The 16880-nt window shown below is 69.6% G+C and carries 20 protein-coding genes and 2 pseudogenes; 5 read left to right on the top strand and 17 right to left on the bottom strand.

Annotation, left to right across the window (positions count from 1 at the left end; genetic code table 11):
* Nucleotides 1-175: 175 nt before the first annotated feature.
* From ACFV9O_RS25585 to ACFV9O_RS25555, 7 genes and pseudogenes are all read right to left on the bottom strand, one after another.
* Nucleotides 176-739: a class IV adenylate cyclase gene (locus ACFV9O_RS25585; protein WP_385421540.1), complete on the bottom strand. Its 564-nt coding sequence runs from the start codon at nt 737-739 to the stop codon at nt 176-178.
* 27 nt (nt 740-766) lie between these two features.
* The gene (locus ACFV9O_RS25580; RefSeq protein WP_385421613.1) at nt 767-952 is read right to left on the bottom strand and encodes a hypothetical protein; all 186 of its coding nucleotides are present in this window, start codon (nt 950-952) and stop codon (nt 767-769) included.
* Between the two features lie 25 nt (nt 953-977).
* Nucleotides 978-1052 (bottom strand): annotated as a pseudogene (locus ACFV9O_RS25575) (hypothetical protein); the annotation flags it as partial.
* Nucleotides 1053-1286: 234 nt separating this feature from the next.
* Nucleotides 1287-1952 carry a Scr1 family TA system antitoxin-like transcriptional regulator gene (locus ACFV9O_RS25570; RefSeq protein ID WP_385421538.1) on the bottom strand — a complete coding sequence of 222 codons (666 nt, stop codon included), beginning with the start codon at nt 1950-1952 and terminating at the stop codon, nt 1287-1289.
* Entirely contained in the window at nt 1949-2485 is a 537-nt protein-coding gene (locus ACFV9O_RS25565) for a DUF6879 family protein (RefSeq protein ID WP_385421536.1), read from the bottom strand. The genes ACFV9O_RS25570 and ACFV9O_RS25565 overlap by 4 nt, the downstream gene beginning before the upstream one ends.
* A 1-nt stretch (nt 2486) precedes the next feature.
* On the bottom strand, nt 2487-2693 hold the full coding sequence (locus tag ACFV9O_RS25560) for a hypothetical protein (RefSeq protein ID WP_385421534.1): 207 nt from the start codon (nt 2691-2693) through the stop codon (nt 2487-2489).
* 255 nt (nt 2694-2948) lie between these two features.
* Nucleotides 2949-4184, bottom strand: a complete 1236-nt coding sequence (locus tag ACFV9O_RS25555; protein ID WP_385421532.1) for a damage-control phosphatase ARMT1 family protein — start codon at nt 4182-4184, stop codon at nt 2949-2951.
* Nucleotides 4185-4587: 403 nt separating this feature from the next.
* Between ACFV9O_RS25555 and ACFV9O_RS25550 the strand changes: the two genes are divergently transcribed.
* Nucleotides 4588-5034 (top strand): hypothetical protein, encoded by a 447-nt coding sequence (locus ACFV9O_RS25550; protein ID WP_385421530.1) that lies wholly within the window; start codon nt 4588-4590, stop codon nt 5032-5034.
* Nucleotides 5035-5121: 87 nt separating this feature from the next.
* Complete coding sequence (locus ACFV9O_RS25545; RefSeq protein WP_385421528.1) at nt 5122-5400, top strand: acylphosphatase; 279 nt, start codon at nt 5122-5124, stop codon at nt 5398-5400.
* Between the two features lie 162 nt (nt 5401-5562).
* Here the strand turns inward: ACFV9O_RS25545 and ACFV9O_RS25540 are convergent, their stop codons facing one another.
* From ACFV9O_RS25540 to ACFV9O_RS25530, 3 genes are all read right to left on the bottom strand, one after another.
* Entirely contained in the window at nt 5563-5826 is a 264-nt protein-coding gene (locus ACFV9O_RS25540) for a DUF1876 domain-containing protein (RefSeq protein ID WP_385421527.1), read from the bottom strand.
* Nucleotides 5827-5891: 65 nt separating this feature from the next.
* Nucleotides 5892-6332 (bottom strand): SRPBCC family protein, encoded by a 441-nt coding sequence (locus ACFV9O_RS25535; protein ID WP_385421526.1) that lies wholly within the window; start codon nt 6330-6332, stop codon nt 5892-5894.
* A 276-nt stretch (nt 6333-6608) separates the two neighbouring features.
* Nucleotides 6609-7109, bottom strand: coding sequence for a hypothetical protein (locus tag ACFV9O_RS25530; RefSeq protein WP_385421524.1), 501 nt, complete (start codon nt 7107-7109; stop codon nt 6609-6611).
* A 237-nt stretch (nt 7110-7346) separates the two neighbouring features.
* On the opposite strand from ACFV9O_RS25530, the gene ACFV9O_RS25525 reads away from it, so the two are divergent.
* Both ACFV9O_RS25525 and ACFV9O_RS25520 read left to right on the top strand, forming a co-directional pair.
* Complete coding sequence (locus ACFV9O_RS25525) at nt 7347-8246, top strand: CHRD domain-containing protein (protein ID WP_385421522.1); 900 nt, start codon at nt 7347-7349, stop codon at nt 8244-8246.
* Between the two features lie 137 nt (nt 8247-8383).
* Nucleotides 8384-8686 (top strand): hypothetical protein, encoded by a 303-nt coding sequence (locus ACFV9O_RS25520; protein WP_385421604.1) that lies wholly within the window; start codon nt 8384-8386, stop codon nt 8684-8686.
* A 186-nt stretch (nt 8687-8872) separates the two neighbouring features.
* On the opposite strand, the gene ACFV9O_RS25515 is transcribed toward ACFV9O_RS25520, so the two are convergent.
* From ACFV9O_RS25515 to ACFV9O_RS25490, 6 genes are all read right to left on the bottom strand, one after another.
* Nucleotides 8873-10309: a DUF445 domain-containing protein gene (locus ACFV9O_RS25515; protein WP_385421520.1), complete on the bottom strand. Its 1437-nt coding sequence runs from the start codon at nt 10307-10309 to the stop codon at nt 8873-8875.
* Nucleotides 10310-10382: 73 nt separating this feature from the next.
* Nucleotides 10383-11069 carry a DUF1707 domain-containing protein gene (locus ACFV9O_RS25510; RefSeq protein WP_385421518.1) on the bottom strand — a complete coding sequence of 229 codons (687 nt, stop codon included), beginning with the start codon at nt 11067-11069 and terminating at the stop codon, nt 10383-10385.
* 13 nt (nt 11070-11082) lie between these two features.
* Nucleotides 11083-11259: a hypothetical protein gene (locus ACFV9O_RS25505; RefSeq protein WP_385421516.1), complete on the bottom strand. Its 177-nt coding sequence runs from the start codon at nt 11257-11259 to the stop codon at nt 11083-11085.
* The gene (locus ACFV9O_RS25500; protein WP_385421514.1) at nt 11256-12278 is read right to left on the bottom strand and encodes an ATP-binding cassette domain-containing protein; all 1023 of its coding nucleotides are present in this window, start codon (nt 12276-12278) and stop codon (nt 11256-11258) included. Before ACFV9O_RS25500 ends, ACFV9O_RS25505 begins: the two co-directional genes overlap by 4 nt.
* A gap of 6 nt (nt 12279-12284) precedes the next feature.
* On the bottom strand, nt 12285-13088 hold the full coding sequence (locus ACFV9O_RS25495; protein WP_385421512.1) for an ABC transporter permease: 804 nt from the start codon (nt 13086-13088) through the stop codon (nt 12285-12287).
* Nucleotides 13081-13881 (bottom strand): ABC transporter permease, encoded by an 801-nt coding sequence (locus ACFV9O_RS25490; RefSeq protein WP_385421510.1) that lies wholly within the window; start codon nt 13879-13881, stop codon nt 13081-13083. The genes ACFV9O_RS25495 and ACFV9O_RS25490 overlap by 8 nt, the downstream gene beginning before the upstream one ends.
* Before the next feature lie 234 nt (nt 13882-14115).
* Between ACFV9O_RS25490 and ACFV9O_RS25485 the strand changes: the two genes are divergently transcribed.
* A complete protein-coding gene (locus tag ACFV9O_RS25485) occupies nt 14116-16491 on the top strand; it encodes a transglycosylase domain-containing protein (RefSeq protein WP_385421508.1) in 2376 nt (791 codons plus the stop codon).
* A 101-nt stretch (nt 16492-16592) separates the two neighbouring features.
* Here ACFV9O_RS25485 and ACFV9O_RS25480 read toward each other — a convergent pair.
* A pseudogene (locus ACFV9O_RS25480) lies at nt 16593-16711 on the bottom strand (LysR family transcriptional regulator); the annotation flags it as partial.
* Nucleotides 16712-16880: the final 169 nt, after the last annotated feature.

The following is a 16880-nucleotide window of genomic DNA, read 5'->3' as shown; positions in this document are numbered from 1 at the left end:
AGGCTCGCCGTGATCAGGAACTGATCGACTCCAGGTGCATAGTCCCGGCGCCATCGTGCAACGTAGTCCTCGACTCGTCCAACAAACGGCCCGGGCCGCTCTGTCGTACGAGTCACCGTTTGCCGTCTCGGCTCAGCGCAGCCCAGGGGCCGGCCCTCACGTCCAAGACATCCAGTCAGCTCGTACTCCTCTCGGCCTCGGCGAAGAGCAGGGTGGGTTCGGCAAGGATGTCGCGGCCCGCCTCGCTCTTGTAGATCTCGTCGACGCTGCCGAAGCGGGCTTCGGCGTAGTCGAGGCCGAGCAGGGAGGCCGCCTGGCGGACCGACGCCTCGTCGGGTCCTTCGATCTCGACGAAGGTGGGGAGATCGGGCCAGGTGTCGAAGTCGAAGGCGACCTCGCCCAGGCGCCACTCCTCGCGGTAGTTCTCCTGGTATCGGACCTCGCGCAGACCGAGGCGGCGCAGGATCTCGGCCATGGCGTGGAGGTCGGTGACCTCGGTCTCGATCTCGGTGGCGCCGTCGATCGTGGTGGAGTCGGTGACCTGCTTGAGCGTGAGCGTGGAGCGGGTGCCTTCGTCGCGGAGGCGGACCCACTGGCCGTTGTCGAGGGCGTCGTTCTCGAAGATCTTGCGGGTGAGGAGGGTCCGGGGGAATGCCTGTATGGCACCGATGGCGGTCAGCCTGGTCTGGAGGGCGACCACGTCAACGGACAGGAATTTGGCCTCGTACTCGTGCTTCATGGTCCTCTTTTCGGTTGCTGTACTCGGCTACTTGGCGGTGCGGGCCGCGAGGAGCAGGCCCATGCGGTGGGTGTGGTTCTGGAGCCCGCCGACGTGGGCTTGTTCGGTGAACTCGTTCGTTCGCAGCGTGAGCAGAACGTTCCAGCCGGCGGTGAAGTGGCCGCCGAGCATGGCCGACCGTGCCGAGTGCACCTCGGGCGCGGCTCGACACATCCTCGTCGACCTCGACCGAGGTCACTTGCTCGTCGCCGAGCCGGTGGCACATGAGCGCGGTGGAGTAGCCCGTGCCGGTGCCGATCTCGAGGACCCGCATCCCGTCCTCGACGCGGAGTTCCTCGAGCATGCGGACGAGAGGCTGGGATAGTGCCCGCGACTGGGTCACCAGCGAACGTCCGAATAGCAGGCCAGCAGTCACGCGGGGTCGTCGGGCATGACCGGCTCCCAGCTGGTCGGGCCATCGCCGTCCACTCGTTGGAAGAAGCCTCCTCGCAGGAACTCGTGGCGCGGGATGTCGAGCACAGCCCGTCGCCATTGCGGCGATCGCAGATCACCACTGGCGGCGAGCCGATTGGTCAGGTCCTCGCGAAGGGTCTTGTCGTCGCTGTTCGACCGTCGACAGCCCGTTGATGGACATCAGCCGGTCGAGCTGGTCGGCGAGCACTGCCGGCGAGCAGATCCGCACGTGCAATGTCGACTCCCACAAGAGCACGTGGTAGCGCTTCTCCGGGGAGTACAGCCCCTCTTCCCGGCGCAGCCGGGACGTGACACCGGCCTCGATGTCCCGCACCACGCCGTGCAACTCGGCGTACCGGGACAGGACGCTTCGGGCGTACTCAGGGGTCTGGAATATCCCTGGGATGACCGAGGCGGTGAAGCCCCTGAACGAGCGCGTCCTCTGATGCTGCGCCCCGATTGCGTCCTGAACCGCCCTGTGTCCGCCTGCCAACTGGCGTCGCCATGAACGGTACGTCGACTCCAGACCTGCCAGGCGTCCCTTCAACTCCTCGGCGGACTCGGGCCGCTGGACACCCATAGCCCATGCGTCGAGGTCCGCCGGTGTCGCGGTCTGCTTGCCGTTCTCCAGCTTGGAGATCTTCGACGGCGCCCAGCCGCACTCGGCGGCCAAGGCACGGACGGTGAGCCCGGCCTCGGTGCGCAGCTCGCGCAGCCGCGCACCGAGGGCGATTCTGGCTTGCTGATAGTCAGTGCTCACACATGGGAAAGTACCCGCGTCTTGAACTCATTGTGCGGGGCGGCATAGTGCCAAGCCGCATCGCGGATCTGACATGCCCGTACGACGTGTACCGGCTCTTCGGTGATCTCGACACCGAGCATCTCGTCGGCTCCATCGAAGTGCATGGTCACCAGGGTGCGAGAGTCGAACAACCAGACGTCGGCGTTCGGCAGGTCGAGTTGTAGGGCTTCGGTCCGGGTCAGGTGGCGGATGTCCTCGCCTGCGGCGATGTTGAACTGCGCTCGGTGCAGGAGGTACAGCTGTCCCTCGGTGGGTGGATTGTCGACCACGCGCACTCGCTCGAACCGCTTGCCCTCGTCGGCTTGGCGGCGGCGGGCGACGTAGTACGGATCGGTCATGTCCTCCGTGATGATCTCTCCGCGGAGGAAGGCCGCGTACTCCTCCGTTTCCCGGTCGGAGGCATAGCCGCGGCGCGACTCGAGGCGCCATGCAGTGTGTTGGAAGGTGTCGAAGAAGTGGGAGGCGGCGGCGAAGGGAACCAGGCTCGGCACGTCACTCCTTGGGTGCGAAGCGGGTGAGCAGCTCGCGCGGAACCCGAACCAGGGTTTCGCCCTCGCGGTAGCCGTACATCTGCGCGCGATCCTCGGGGTCGGTGACCTCGTCACCCTGGATGATGATGTCTCCGGTGTCGAGGTCCTCGAAGACGGCCGGGCATCCCGTCTTGTCCGACGTACTTCCGACGAAACGCAGTCGACTCATGGTCGTCCCCTCTCGTGGTCCGGCGGGGGTGCCAGGACGAGCACCGTAGTTCGGTGATCAAGAAACACGAAAGAGGCGCATTCGGCTGATGAGTGCGCCGCCCGCGGAGTCGGCCAAGTGCCTCACAGCCCGTAGCGCCCGACGAGGACAGGGGCGGTACGAGTCCGAGAAGTCCGGCCAGGCGGCCTCGGCCCCCGTGGTCCCGGGCCGCCTCAGCGGTCAAGGTGTGGAGAGGCAGGCAAGCCAGTGCAGTCCCTACCGCCGGACCTGAATCAGAGCATGCGTCCCGCTGGTGCGCCACGCCCGGCCGGATCGCTCAAGGGCGCTCAGCGTCTGCTCGTCCAGGCCGACGATGACGTCGGACTTCAGCGTGCGGAGAGCAGCCACGGCCCCGGGGAAGTACGACGTGACGTCCGTGAACGGCGTCGTCGCATCCCATAGCCGATCACCCACGAGCCGACGGTAGTTGAGGTCGCCCTTGAAGAGGGTCAACGTGGCGGCCTCGAACTCGTCGCGCAGGTCCTCGGGCATCTCCTCGTACGGCAGCGGCGCAGAGAAGAACGCGTGAGTGCGCACCTCGAGGTGTCCGGCTCCCATGGCCTCCCAGAGGCGCTTGCCGATCTCGCCGGCCCGGCCGGGTGCCTGGACGAGACGGCGGAGACCGTCGATGACGTCTGCGGTCGTCGCGTCGGAGACGTAGTACGGGTAGGGCTTGACGTGGAGTACGACGTGGCTCGCGTGGCCGCGGTCGAGGAGGTGGTCGATGAGGATCAGGTCGGGGATCAGTTCCCGTCCCGCGTTGTCCGCCACCACGGCGACCGTGGCCGACGCTCTCACGGGCAGCAGCGACCACAGCAAGGCGCTGTCGTCGGCGACCAGGCCGGTATCGGTGGTATCGGTATCGCCCTGTGCCGGCTCCGCGGCCGCGACGCGGAAACCGAGGTCGGCGCGGTTGCCCCAGAGCGAAGCGTGCAGGAGCGCAGTGGCCTGCTCGTCGGCGGGTTCGGCAGCGAGTGCGTCGAGGGCCTCGAGTTCCTCGTCCACTGCTGCGCTGCTCAGCTCGGCAGCCTTGAAGGGAGCGAAGGGATCGACTCCTCGCCAGGGACCGTCCCCGAAGTAGTCGAGGGCCGCGAGGAGCTTGCGGTAGAAGTAGCTCTCGGCCCACAGGAACGGGGCGTCGAACCACGATTGTCCGAAGTGGTCGCGTCCCCAGGCCGACCAGAGGTCGTGGTCGTGTTCCGAGGCGTCAGGAGGCTCGATGACCCCGTTGGTGGTCTGCTCCCGCAGAGCGTCGAGCGCCTGGTGCTGTCGCGGGCCGTACGGGAAGGCGTTGCGCACCTGCTGGATCAGGGCTGGATGGCGCTTGGCCATCACACCCCAGGCGAACGTGCCGGGTTCGTTGCTCCGGATCACCGGAGCGCTGCGCTCGGAGGTCTGTCCGGGCGTCGGGCGAGTCCGGCCGTCCGAGGCGCGGGGCGTATTCGCTGTCATGGTGTCTGAGCCCTTCGCATATCGCTCGTGTGTCCCTTGATGTCCAGGGCCACGACGCGTCCGCCGCAGCCGACACTAGACGACCTTCCTCGCTGGTGGAGCGGTCGCGGCGGCGAGGAGGCCGGGCCCGGCTGCGGGGGCCCGCGTACCGGCCGGCAGCGCTCGTGCTCCCGTCTGATGCAGCGGGAGACACACGGCCGGGTATTTGTTGATTCGTGAAGCTTTCACCCGTGCGGGTGGTGAGTCCCCGGGTGCGGTCGTAGCGTCGAAACAGGAGCAACCGGTGGGAGGAGGTCGGCGGCGCCCGTCCGGCACGCGTTCCGGGTGCGGAGATCGCAGGGCGCAGCGAGGCAAGGTGTACACGCAGGGCCACGTGGGCTCGGAGAGACGCTGGGGAGCAGACATGCAGAGACACAAGCTGATGACAGCGGTCCTGGTTGCCGCTACGTCGCTCGCGGCAGCACTTGTACCGGCATCCGCGTCCGTTTCCGCAGGGTCACAGCCGCGCGATCACGTCGTGGTCATCGACTGCTTCTCGAATCCGCAGGTACGTCCCGGCGAGTACCTGATCGCCTGCGGGGACGGCAACAACGGCCTCACCGAACTCAAGTGGTCGGAGTGGGGATCGAGCTCCGCCAAGGGCCACGGGCTCAACTACGTGAACGACTGCATCCCCTACTGTGCTGCGGGCAAGTTCCACTCCTACCCCGTGAACGTCACGCTCGAGCGCCCGGAGCCGTGGAAGAAGCATCCTGGGCAACTGAGGTTCACTCAGCTGCGCATCGTCTTCACCACCGACAGCAAGCCGGCGCATGCACAGCAGGAAGTGACGTACAAGCTCTGGCCCTGACGTGGGTGCGGCGCCCATCGGCGCCGAGGCGCGACGCGCCGCGTCGTCCCCGTGTCCGCGCTCCCGGGGCTCGTACGATCCGGAGTCATGGTGCGGAAGCGCGTGGTCGTGACTGGGCGGGTCCAGGGCGTGTTCTACAGGGACACGTGCAGGCGTGTGGCCCAGGAGTACGGGGTCGCCGGGTGGGTGAAGAATCTGGCGGACGGGAGCGTGATGGCGGTGTTCGAGGGGGAACCGGATGCCGTCGAGACACTCGTGCGGTGGGCGCGGCAGGGGCCGCCGGCCGCCGTGGTGGAGGGCGTGGAGGTGTCGGAGGAGGCACCCGAAGGGCTCGCCGGGTTCGAGGTTCGCAGTACGTGGGCGTGAGGACGCAGACGCGTTGTGAGGACGCCGAGGACGTGGGCTCGCCGGGTTCGAGGTTCGCAGTACGTGGGCGTGAGGACGCAGACGCGTCGCGAGGACGCCGAGGACGTCGTGAGGAAGGCACCAGGGGCCGGGCGGACGCCCGGCCCCTGGTGCTGTAGTCGGTCACATGGCGATGTCGGCCGGCCTGTGGGTGTGGCTCTCCACGTCCTGCGCCGCGCGGCCCACGAGCTCATGGGCCAGTTCGGAGCAGGCGCGGGCGGCGGCGAGTTCCTCGCCGATCTTGGCGTCCGGGGTGTCGCCCGGGCTCCGCCTCGCTATCCCCTTGCCCTCGATGCCGGGGGCATTGGGGCCCTGGAGGGAAGCCGTGCAGGCGGTGCGGGTCCCGTCTTCCTCGAACGACAAATCGATGTTCCAGTGCTGCGTCATGACGGATCACCTTCGCCGTACGGTTCCGTCAGCCCCGGCGCGCGGGGCCTGGGCGGGATGGATGGTCACCTGGTGGGGTGCGACTGTTCCACCAGGTCCTTGAACTGGTGGAGATCCTCCCGGATGGTCCGCTCGATGGCGGACGACTGGGCAAATCCCTTGGGGCCCCCGAAGGCGTCGTGCGCCTCGGCAGGGTCGTACTCCATGCGTACCTGCACGCGGGTGTGGGTCGCGTCGATCGGGAGCAGCGAAACGGAGCCGCTCAGGTGCGGTACCTCCGTGGTCGTCCAGGTCATGGTCTCGTTGGGTCTGAGATCCTTGGTGTCGGCGTCGATTCCCTGGACCGCACCGCGGGTCTCCAGATCCATATGTACGCCCGACGCACCCTCGCGCCGGGCATCTCGGACTCCACCGACGAAGCGTGGATAGTCCTCGACCTGATGCAGGTGGTCCCAGACCACCTCACCAGGCGCCGTGATGTCGATCTGTTCCTCGAGATTGGGCATATCGGACTCCCGTCTCCACCTCCAGGGTGCGTTCCGCAGCCCGCCACCGCAACCAGGTCCCGGGCGGGCGAACAGCGGCATTCCCGGTGGTCGTCCGCCGTGGGGGAGTTGGGCGGAGCGACCACCGGGAATGCGGGGCGCGGCGGGCGGAGAGGGAGCTGAATTCCGGCCGCCGCAGGCTTATGGATCGGGCGAGGACGATTCCCGATCGGCGGGAGGGGATTCCCGATCATCCCGATCATTCCGACCGATTGGAGCGGTGAATTCCAGGTGACGTCAGGGTGCTTTTTTGATCAGCTTGCCGTCCGCTCCGATCACGAACCACTCGCCGTCGAGACCCTGCCCGTTGACGTCGCCGGGCGTCGCGTCGCCGACGTAGTAGTAGAGCGGCCAGTCCCCGTACGTGGCCTGCTCGGCGCCCTCGGCCAGCTTGATCTCCTTCAGCAGCGACGCGTCCGTGCCGCTGCCCGCCGTGACGTCCCTGGCGGAGGTGAGCGCCGGCCAGACCGCGATGCAATCGGCGTCGCAGGCGCTCCCGGCGCCGGGCTTGTCCTTGGCGAATCCGTACAGCGTACGGCCCGAATCGTCGACCAGGATCCGGCCGAAGGACGAATCGGCGATCTTGACGGAGGCGGCCGCCGTGCCGGGCCGGGACGGCGAGCCGGTGGGCCTGTCGTCCGCCGGCTCGGACGAGCCGCCGCAGGCGCTCAGCATCAGCAGAGCGAGAGCGGCCGCCGGTGCCGCGACGAGCGTCGTCCTGGTACGTGTCCTGCGCATGGTGTCCCCCGTTGTGATGTGTGTGCCTACGCCAGGTAGTACGCCGGCAACTGACCGACGGTTCAATCGAATTCGAGAAATTCTCCGTTGAACGAGGCCGAGTTCCCCTGCGTACTTCCCGGCGAACCCGGCGCCACACGGGCCGGGCCCAACGGGAGGATGAGAACAATGCAGAAGCGGATTCTTGCGGTGGCAGCCGCGGCAATTGTGGCCGGTGTTACGGGTGTTGCTCCGGCGATGGCTCACGGCGGCCCGCACAGCCCCGGTTCGGGGGGCCACGGCTCGGGCGGCGGCGGTACGAAGGCGGGCGTCGCCGCCGCGTTCACCACGCCGGCCACCGGTAAGGCGGTGTCCTTCACGGCCGAGCTCTCCGGCGCCAACGAGGTCCCGGTCCAGGGCGGTCCCGCCGTGAACGACCCCGACGGCAAGGCCGTCGCCCTGGTGAAGGTGAAGGGCGACCGGGTCACGTTCGCGCTCCGCTGGAAGGGCCTCGTACCGAGCCTCGGCCACATCCACGAGGGCGCGGCCGGAAAGAACGGCGCCGTGAAGGTGCCGCTGTTCGGCAGCGCGATGCCCGACACGGTGCACTCGGCGGCCGGGCAGGTCGCGATCACCGACGCCGGACTCGCCGAGCGCATCCGTACCAACCCGTCCGGTTTCTACGTCAACCTCCACAGCGCCGAGTTCCCGGGCGGTGCGGTCCGCGGCCAGCTCAAGCCGCTCAAGCACAGCGTCAACCCGCTCGACATCATCAAGGGCGGCAAGCTGCGGGCGCTCTCCAACGGCGACCAGGAGGTCCCGAAGAACGACACGTCGAAGGTCGGCGACCCGGACGGGCACGCGGTGACGTTCCTGCACCCGAAGGGCACGGCCGTCGACTACTCCTTCGCCTGGGTGAACATCCAGAGCCCGTCCAAGGGGCACCTTCACAAGGGGCGCTTCGGCACGAACGGCGACGTCGTCTTCGACTTCTTCAACCGGCCGGTGCCCGACGGGATCTTCGCCGTCTCCGGGCGGCTCGCAGGGCAGAACCCGGACGTCGTGAAGCGGGTCCGCGACAACCCGCGCAACTACTACTCCAACATCCACACCGCGGAGTTCCCCGACGGGGCCGTTCGGGGGCAGCTCTTCCGCTGAGCGTCTCTTCCGCTGAGCGTCGCGGCCTTTCCGCCGAGCGCGCGGCTCTTCGCCCCGGCCGGCAGTCGGCGAAACCCCTCGTTTAGGCTCGAAACCCACGCGAAGAGCCGATGAGACCCGACGAAGGGCAGCACACCATGGCCAGGATTCCGGCAGGCGCAGTCGCGGCGAGCGGCCTCATCGGAGGCTACGGAATCGCCCGCTGGACCGGGAAGCGCCCGCTCGGCGGGGTGGCACTGGCCGCCGCGGGTGCGGTCGCCGCCCGGCAGTGGCAGCAGGAGGCGGGCGCGAAGGCCGCGGCCGGGCTGGGCGCCGCGTACGTCGCCGCCTTCGCCGGATCGCACCCGCTGGCCAAGAAGGTGGGGGCGTGGCCCGCGGTGTTCGCCGTGGCCGGTGGTGTGGCGCTCGCGTCGTGGGCCGTCACGCGCGGGGAGCACTGACCCCGCACGGGGATCCGGCCGGTAGCGGTCGTCGCGGAGAAGTCGCGGTCGTCGCGGAGAATTCGGGACCGCGTTGAACGGCCGCGGCATCCCCTGCGTACATAAGGGCACTCCCCACGGTGGTTGGGTGCGTAACCGGACGACAGGGTCCGGTTACGCACCCGGCATGTGCACAGGCCCCAGGAGTCACCCGCCCAGCGCATGCGCCACGGTGTAGATGGCCAGGCCCGCCAGCGCACCGACGACCGTGCCGTTGATACGGATGAACTGCAGGTCACGGCCGATGTGGGCCTCGATCTTGCGGGACGTGTGCTCGGCGTCCCAGCTGGCGACCGTGTCGCTGATCAGCGACGTGATCTCCGCGCGGTACGTCGTCACCACATACACCGCGGCCTCCTCGACCCAGCCCTCCAGCTTCTGCTGCAGCCTGCCGTCCGTCGCCAGGCGCGCGCCGAAGGACATCAGGGATGCCCGGGCGCGCAGCCTCAGCTCGCTGCGCTCGTCCTCCGCCGCCGAGATGATCATGGCCCGTACGGAGGACCATGCGGAGGCGATGATGTCCTGCACCTCGGGACGGGCCAGCATGTCCGACTTCATGCGCTCCACGCGCGCGCGGGTGTCCGTGTCGCCCTGGAGGTCGGCGGCGAAGTCGGCGAGGAAGCGGTCGAGCGCGCCGCGCGCGGGGTGTGCGGGGGCGTCGCGCATCTCGGTGACGAAACGAAGCAGCTCCTTGTAGACCCGCTCGCCGACCTTGCGGTCCACGAAGCGCGGGGTCCAGCCGGGGGCCCCGCCCTGGACCGCGTCCATGACCGAGTCGCCGTGCTCGACGAGCCAGTCGTGGGCCCGGACGCAGATCAGGTCGACGGCGCGGTGGTGGGCGCCGTCGGCGACGATCTTGTCGAGGGTCTTGCCGATGCCGGGGGCGATCTCGGCGGCCTCGGCGCGGCGCGTTATGGCCTCGCCGACGACCGCCTGGACGTCGGAGTCGCGCAGGACGGTGAGGGCGCCGCGCAGCGCGGTGGACAGCTCGGCGGTGACGCGGTCCGCATGCGCGGGCTCGGCGAGCCAGGCGCCGAGGCGGCCGCCGAGGGAGAGGGCGTGGAGCCGGGCCCGTACGACGTCGCCGGACAGGAAGTTCTCGCCGACGAAGGAGCCGAGCGAGGCACCGAGCTGGTCCTTCTTGGTGGGGATGATCGCGGTGTGCGGGATGGGGATACCGAGGGGGTGCTTGAACAGCGCCGTGACCGCGAACCAGTCGGCCAGCGCACCGACCATGCCGGCCTCGGCGGCCGCGGCGACATAGCCGGGCCAGCCGTCGATGCCGGAGTTCTTCGCCCAGGTCGCGAGCACGAAGATCACCGCGACGAGGAGGAGCAGGCCGGTGGCCGTGAGCTTCATATGGCGGACGCCGCGGCGCTTCTCCTCGTCGGCTGCGGTGTACGCGAAGGAGGGGAGGGGGGCGGTGCGGCCGCGGCCCCCGACGGCACGGGCATCGGCACCGGCTCCACCGCCGCCGCCACGGCGACGGCCGCCACCGGCGTCGGCATCGGCCCCGTCCCGGGCTCCGGTCCCCTTTCCGGGTTCTGGTGCCGCGTCCGGTTTGGTGAGGTCAGTGCGTTCCATCCGCTCCACCCGTCCCTGTACGTATCGTCCCTTCCCTACCTGAGGTACTCCCGGGACGCACGTCGAGTTCCCCTCACTCCAGCTCGCGCTTGCGGGCCTCCTTCAGTCGCTGCTTGTCGGCCTTGCGGAGCTTGCGCTCGACGCCGACGCCACCCATCAGGGCGAAGCCGGTGATCGTCACGCGGGGTGAGCCCGGCGCGGGCACGGCGTCACCCGCGCCCGCCTCGCCGAAGCCGCCCATGAGGCCGAAGCCCTTGACGTTGACGTCCAGGTCCGGCGGGACCGTGATCTGGATGCCGCCCATGATCGTGAAGCAGCGGATCACGATCTCCCGGTCCTCGAAGTTCGCTTCGCGCAGATCGATCTCGCCGCCCGCCTGGAACACGGCGGCGGTGAACCTGCGGGCGATCGTCCAGGTGCCCTTGCGCCCGAATCCGCCCCAGAAGGCGAACGCCCCGCTCGAGGTCGCGGGCTTTCCGATACGGCCCGACCAGTTCGACAGGCCGCCCGCTGGGGTCGTGACCGCGAGCCGGGCCGAGCTCCCGCCAGGACCGCCGATCCCGCCCGGGCCGTCCGGCACCGGGAGGTCCCGTACGAGCGGCTCCAGCTCCCCGTGCGTACGCGCCTTGAACGCCGCGTCCAGCCGTTCCTCGAACTCCTCCATGTCGAGCCTGCCCTCGGCCACCGCCTCGCGCAGGCGCTCGGCAATCCGCTCCCGCTCGGCATCGGAGGCACGCATCTCCGGAAGATCGCTCGTCATATGAGAAGCGTAATCAAAGGGGGTGGCGCGCCGCCCTGGTCTCGCGCCGTCCCGCACCGGAGAATTCGCGGCGGACGCCGGCGCAGCCCTCGGCGCGGGACCTGCCGCAGACGCCGGCACTGGACTCGCCGCAGACGCCGGCCCAGGCATCGGCACGCTGTTCGCCGGAGAAGTCACGGTCCGTTCTCACAGCGACGCCGACCTCTCGGCGTACATGGTGGCGATCACCGCCTCGATGTCCGGCTCCCGCACCGACAGGTCCACCAGCGGATACTCCGCCGCGATCGCCGCCACGATCGGCGCCGCCGAGTCGGACGCCGGGAACGACAGCCACTGCCGCGGCCCCTCCACCCGTACCGGACGCGCCCCCGCCACCTCGATCGGCGGCAGCTCCCGCTCCAGGTCCACCACCAGCGTCCGCTCGCTCGCCCCCACCTCGTGGAGCCCGGCGAGCGAGCCGTCGTACATCAGCCGGCCGTGGTCGATGACCATCACCCGCTTGCAGAGCTGCTCGATGTCGGTCAGATCGTGGGTCGTGAGCAGCACGGTCGTCCCCCGCTCGGCGTTCAGGTCCCGCAGGAACCCGCGCACCTTCGCCTTCGACACGACGTCGAGACCGATCGTCGGCTCGTCGAGATAGAGCACCTCCGGCTCGTGCAGCAGCGCAGCCGCGATGTCGCCGCGCATCCGCTGCCCGAGCGACAGCTGCCGCACGGGCACGTTCAGCAGCTCGCCGAGGTCCAGCAGTTCCACGCACCGGTCGAGATTCTCGCGGTAGCGCGCGTCGGGGATCCGGTACATGCGGTGGACCAGGCGGTACGAGTCGACGAGCGGCAGGTCCCACCAGAGCGTGGTGCGCTGGCCGAACACGACGCCGATGCGCCGCGCCAGCCGTGTCCGCTCGCGCGACGGGTCGATCCCGGCGACGCGCAGCCGCCCGCCGCTGGGCGTCAGAATGCCCGTCAGCATCTTGATGGTGGTGGACTTTCCCGCGCCGTTCGGGCCGATGTAGCCGACCATCTCGCCGCGCGGCACACGGAAGCTGATCCCGTCCACCGCGCGCACCTGGGTGCGCTCGCGGCGCAGCAGGCCGGTCCTGCGGCGTACGTCGAAGACCTTCTCGACGCCGTCCAGCTCGATGAAGTCATCGGTGAAGTCGTCGATGGAGTTTCCGGTGACGTTGCCGGTGACTTTGCCGGTGATGTCCATGACGCCTCAGCTTCCCGTGCTCCGGTACGAACGAAGGCCCACGCGCCACGCCAGCCCGGCGAGTCCGCAGCACACCGCCGCGACGAGCGGCGACGCGAAGGCCGCCCACCGGGGCAGGTCCAGTGGATAGGGCCGCCCCAGGACGTACAGCACGGGCAGCCAGTTGACGAAGGCCAGCGGTACGACGAACGTCACGCCCCGCACCAGGTCCTTCGCGAAGATCGTCGGCGGGTACTGGAGGAGCGTGTTCCCGCCGTACGTGAAGGAGTTCTGCACCTCGGCGGCGTCCTGGGCGACGAACTGGAACGCCGCGCCCGCGACGAACAGCGCCGCGAAGATCGCCGCCCCGCTCAGCACCGACATCGGGACCATCGCGACCCGCAGCGGCGTCCACGCGATGTCCAGCGCGAAGAGGGCGTAGCCGAGGACGAACAGCCCCTGGGTGATCCGGCCGAGGCGACGCAGCGCGAAACGGTCCGCCGCCACCTGGGCGAGGACCGGGACCGGCCGCACCAGCAGGGTGTCCAGGGTGCCGTCGCGCACCCGCCGCCCCAGCTTGTCCATCGACCCCATCAGCAGATCGGTCAGGCCGAAGGCGGTGCCCGACACCCCGTACAGCAGCGCGATCTCGGGCAGGGTATACCCGCCGAGCGCTTCCGTGTGGGCGAACATCAGCAGGATCACGACGAAGTCGGCCGCCGTCCCGGCGAAGTTCCCGAACGCGGTGATGGCGAAGGACGCCCGGTACGTCATCGTCGAGCGCATCCACATCATGGCGATGAGCCCGTACGCGCGCAGCCCGTCAACCACCCTGCACCACCACCCTCCTCGTCGCGACCGACTGCAGCAACCGCCCGGCGCCCAGCAGTGCCACGGCCCATCCGGCCTGGAAGGCGTACGCCCCGACCAGCCCCCATCCCGTGTGCTTGCCGAGGAAGACGTCCGCCGGCACCTGGAGCAGGGACGACCACGGCAGGACGAGCGCCAGCTCCCCGAGCAGGCCGGGGAAGAGGGTGAGCGGAAGCAGCATCCCGGAGAAGAAGAGCCCGGCCAGCATGCTGACCTGCTGGGCGCCCGCGCCGTCCAGCAGCCAGAACGCGGACAGCGCCACCAGGTAGCGGAGCGCGAAGCTCACGACGGTGCCGAGTGCCACCGCGAGCAGAAAGGCCAGCCACGTCAGCGCGTCGGGCGGCAGCGCGAGGTCGAAGGCGAGCGCCCCGAACAGCATCGGCACGATGCCACGGCCGGCCAGATGAAAGCTGGCCCGCCCCAAGTCGGCCGCGAGCCACCACAGTTGGAGGTCGGCGGGGCGGTAGAGGTCGATGGCGATGTCGCCCGTACGGATGCGCTCGGCGAGCTCGTCCTCGAAGCCGCCGCCCATCATGGCGCACGTCATCAGCAGGGCCTGGCCGAGCCACACATAGGTCAGCGCCTGGGACAGGTCGTAACCCCCGAGCTGCGGACGTTCATCCCAGAGGGCGATATAGGTGTACGCCACGATGAAGCCGAAGACGGTATTGGTGAACACCCCTGCCGCCGTTGCCACCCGGTACGTCGCATAGCGCCGGAACCCACCGGCCAGGACGACCGCGTAGAGCCGCACCGCAGCCTCCCTTCCGCGATCGCCGCCGTCGGCACCCGTGGGGCGCCCATCGGCACCTGTCGCCACCCACCGGCACCGAAGCGCACGACCTTAGTCCAGCGGGATCGGCCACGCGACCGTATTCCTTCCGGGGGTCCGGGGGTTAGAAGGGCGAGAAGTGCAGTATGGGCACACCAAGCCAATCGCCCGATATGACAGCGTCTGTGACAACGGGGCCGAGGAGTCTCCACCGACATGAGCGACGAGCAGCCACAGCAGCCACCGCAGCGAGGCTGGGAACCCCGGGACCTGACGATCGACGGTCACACGGCCCGGTACACACCCGGGGACTACCGCAGGCCGCCCCAACCCCACGCCCACCCCCTCCCCCGCCCCCGGCGCCGCGGCCTGCGCCGCCTCGTGCCCACGTGGCGGACGCTGCTCGGTACGTTCCTGATCGTCGCGCTCGTCCTCATGGGCGGCTTCGTCGCGGGCTACATGCTCGTCCACATCCCGCCGGCCAACGCCACCGCCACCGCCCAGTCCAACGTCTACTTCTACAAGGACGGCACCCAGATCGTCCGCGACGGCGAGGTCAACCGCGAGAACGTCGATCTCGCGCAGGTCCCGAGCAGCGTCCAGCACGCCGTACTCGCCGCCGAGGACCGGGACTTCTACTCCGAGCGGGCCGTCGACCCCCTCGCGATGGTCCGCGCCGGCTGGAACACCCTCACCGGCAAGGGCAAGCAGTCCGGCTCCACCATCACCCAGCAGTACGTCAAGAACTACTACCTGGTCCAGGAACAGACCATCACCCGCAAGGTGAAGGAGTTCTTCATCGCGATCAAGCTCGACCGCGAGGCGAGCAAGAGCGAGATCCTCGAGGGCTACCTCAACACCAGCTACTTCGGGCGCAACGCCTACGGCGTCCAGGCCGCGGCACTGGCCTACTACGGCAAGGACGTCGGGGAGCTCAGCACGGCCGAGGGCGCATATCTCGCCTCGCTGCTCAACGCCCCCAGCGCGTACGACGTCACCACGCACCCCGAGAACATGGGGGCCGCGCTCGCCCGCTGGAACTACGTGCTCGACGGGATGGTCGAGCGGCAGTGGCTCGGCGCCACGGAGCGCGCCAGGACGACCTTCCCGATGCCGCAGACCGCACGCCCCGCGACCGGTCTCTCCGGCCAGCGCGGCTACATCGTCCAGGCCGTCGAGGACTACCTCACCGGCAACGGAATCATCGACGACAACACCCTGGCGCGCGGCGGCTACCGCATCACCACCACGCTGGAGAAGCCCAAGCAGGACGCCTTCGTCGAGGCGGTCGACGACCACGTCATGTCCAAGCGCGCCACGAGCCGCCCCCAGGACCGCAACGTCCGCGTCGGCGGCGCCGCGATCGACCCGGCCAGCGGCAAGGTCGTCGCGATGTACGGCGGCATCGACTACACCAAACAGTTCGTCAACAACGCCACCCGGCGCGACTACCAGGTCGGCTCCACCTTCAAGCCGTTCGTCTTCGCCGCCGCCGTCGAGCACGGCTCGCACACCCAGGACGGCCGCCGCATCACCCCCCACACCGTCTACGACGGCACCGACCAGCGCGAGGTGTACGGCGCGCACGGCCCCACCGGCTACGCCCCCGAGAACGAGGACAACCGCTCGTACGGTCCCATCACCGTCCGCCACGCCACCGACCGCTCGGTCAACGCCGTGTACGCGCAGATGGCGCAGGACGTCGGCCCGGGGAAGGTCAAGGAGACCGCCATCGCCCTCGGCATCCCCTCGAACACCCCCGACCTGAACGCGTCCCCGTCCATCGCGCTCGGCGTCGCCACCGCGAGCGTCCTCGACATGGCGGAGGCTTACGCGACCCTCGCCAACCACGGCAGGCGCGGCGCGTACACGCTCGTCGAGAGCATCACCAAGGGCAGCGAGGAGATCGAACTGCCCGGCGCGCCGATCCGGCAGGTCGTCAGCCGGGAGGCGGCCGACACGACGACGTCGATGCTGCAGAGCGTGGTCGAGGGGGGCACGGGCACCGCGGCGCAGTCCGCGGGCCGGCCGGCGGCCGGGAAGACGGGCACGGCGGAGGAGGACAAGGCGGCCTGGTTCGCGGGCTACACACCCGAGCTGGCGACGGTCGTCGCGGTGATGGGCCAGGACCCCGACACGGCGGAGCAGAAACCGCTGTACGGGGCGCTCGGGGACACCCGGATCAACGGGGGCGGGCGGCCCGCGGCGATCTGGGGGCAGTTCACGGCGGCCGCGCTGAAGGGGGGCGGGGCGAAGGACTTCGACCTGGTGCTGGAGGAGGGCGCCGGCGAGGAACTGCCTCCGGCGCACGAGTCGTCGTGGCCGGACGCGTCGGAGTCGCCCGGCGACGAGGACGACGACGACACTCCGGCGGGCGCCGAGGGGCGCACGGACGGACCGACGCCGAGCCCGTCGGGCTCCGGTCCGGCGACCGGGTCGCCCACGGGTGGCCCCGTCAGGGGCGGTCTTGAGGAGGCCGACCCCTGGCGCGGCCCCGACACGGACCGGCCCGGCACCACGGACCCGGCCCCCACCCACAACCCGCGCAGCCCGGAGGACGACGACCTGAGCGTCTTCCCGCGCCGCCTGTGAGGGGTCTCCCCCAAAGGCGCCTCCGCCGATGCCACCGGCAACCCGGCGAGCCGGCGCGCCGGACGTCGCCGGCCGGGCCGGCAGTCGCCCCCCGCACGCACGCGGATCTGCCGGGAGAGCACCGGCCGCGTGACGTGCAGCCGCTCCGGCGGCCCCGGCCGAAGTGCAACTCCTCGGCCACGGCCACGAAGTAGCGCAGCTTGCGCAGGTCGGCATCCACGGCATCTCCCCACGGTAGGGACGCTGCGGCACTGCGGCACTGGGTACTAGTGTCCTGCGCCAGAAATGACGAGACTAAGTGTGTAGGCTGTTTTCATGGTGTCTCGGGGTCCTCGTGCTGTTGAAGTCGTGCTGTCTGCCGAGGAGCGGGCGGAGCTGGCGCATTGGGT

The sequence above is a fragment of the Streptomyces sp. NPDC059909 genome (assembly GCF_042730885.1).
Lineage (GTDB): Bacteria > Actinomycetota > Actinomycetes > Streptomycetales > Streptomycetaceae > Streptomyces.
The sequence above is the reverse complement of the archived record's forward strand: the minus strand, read 5'-3'. Positions and strand labels throughout refer to the sequence as shown.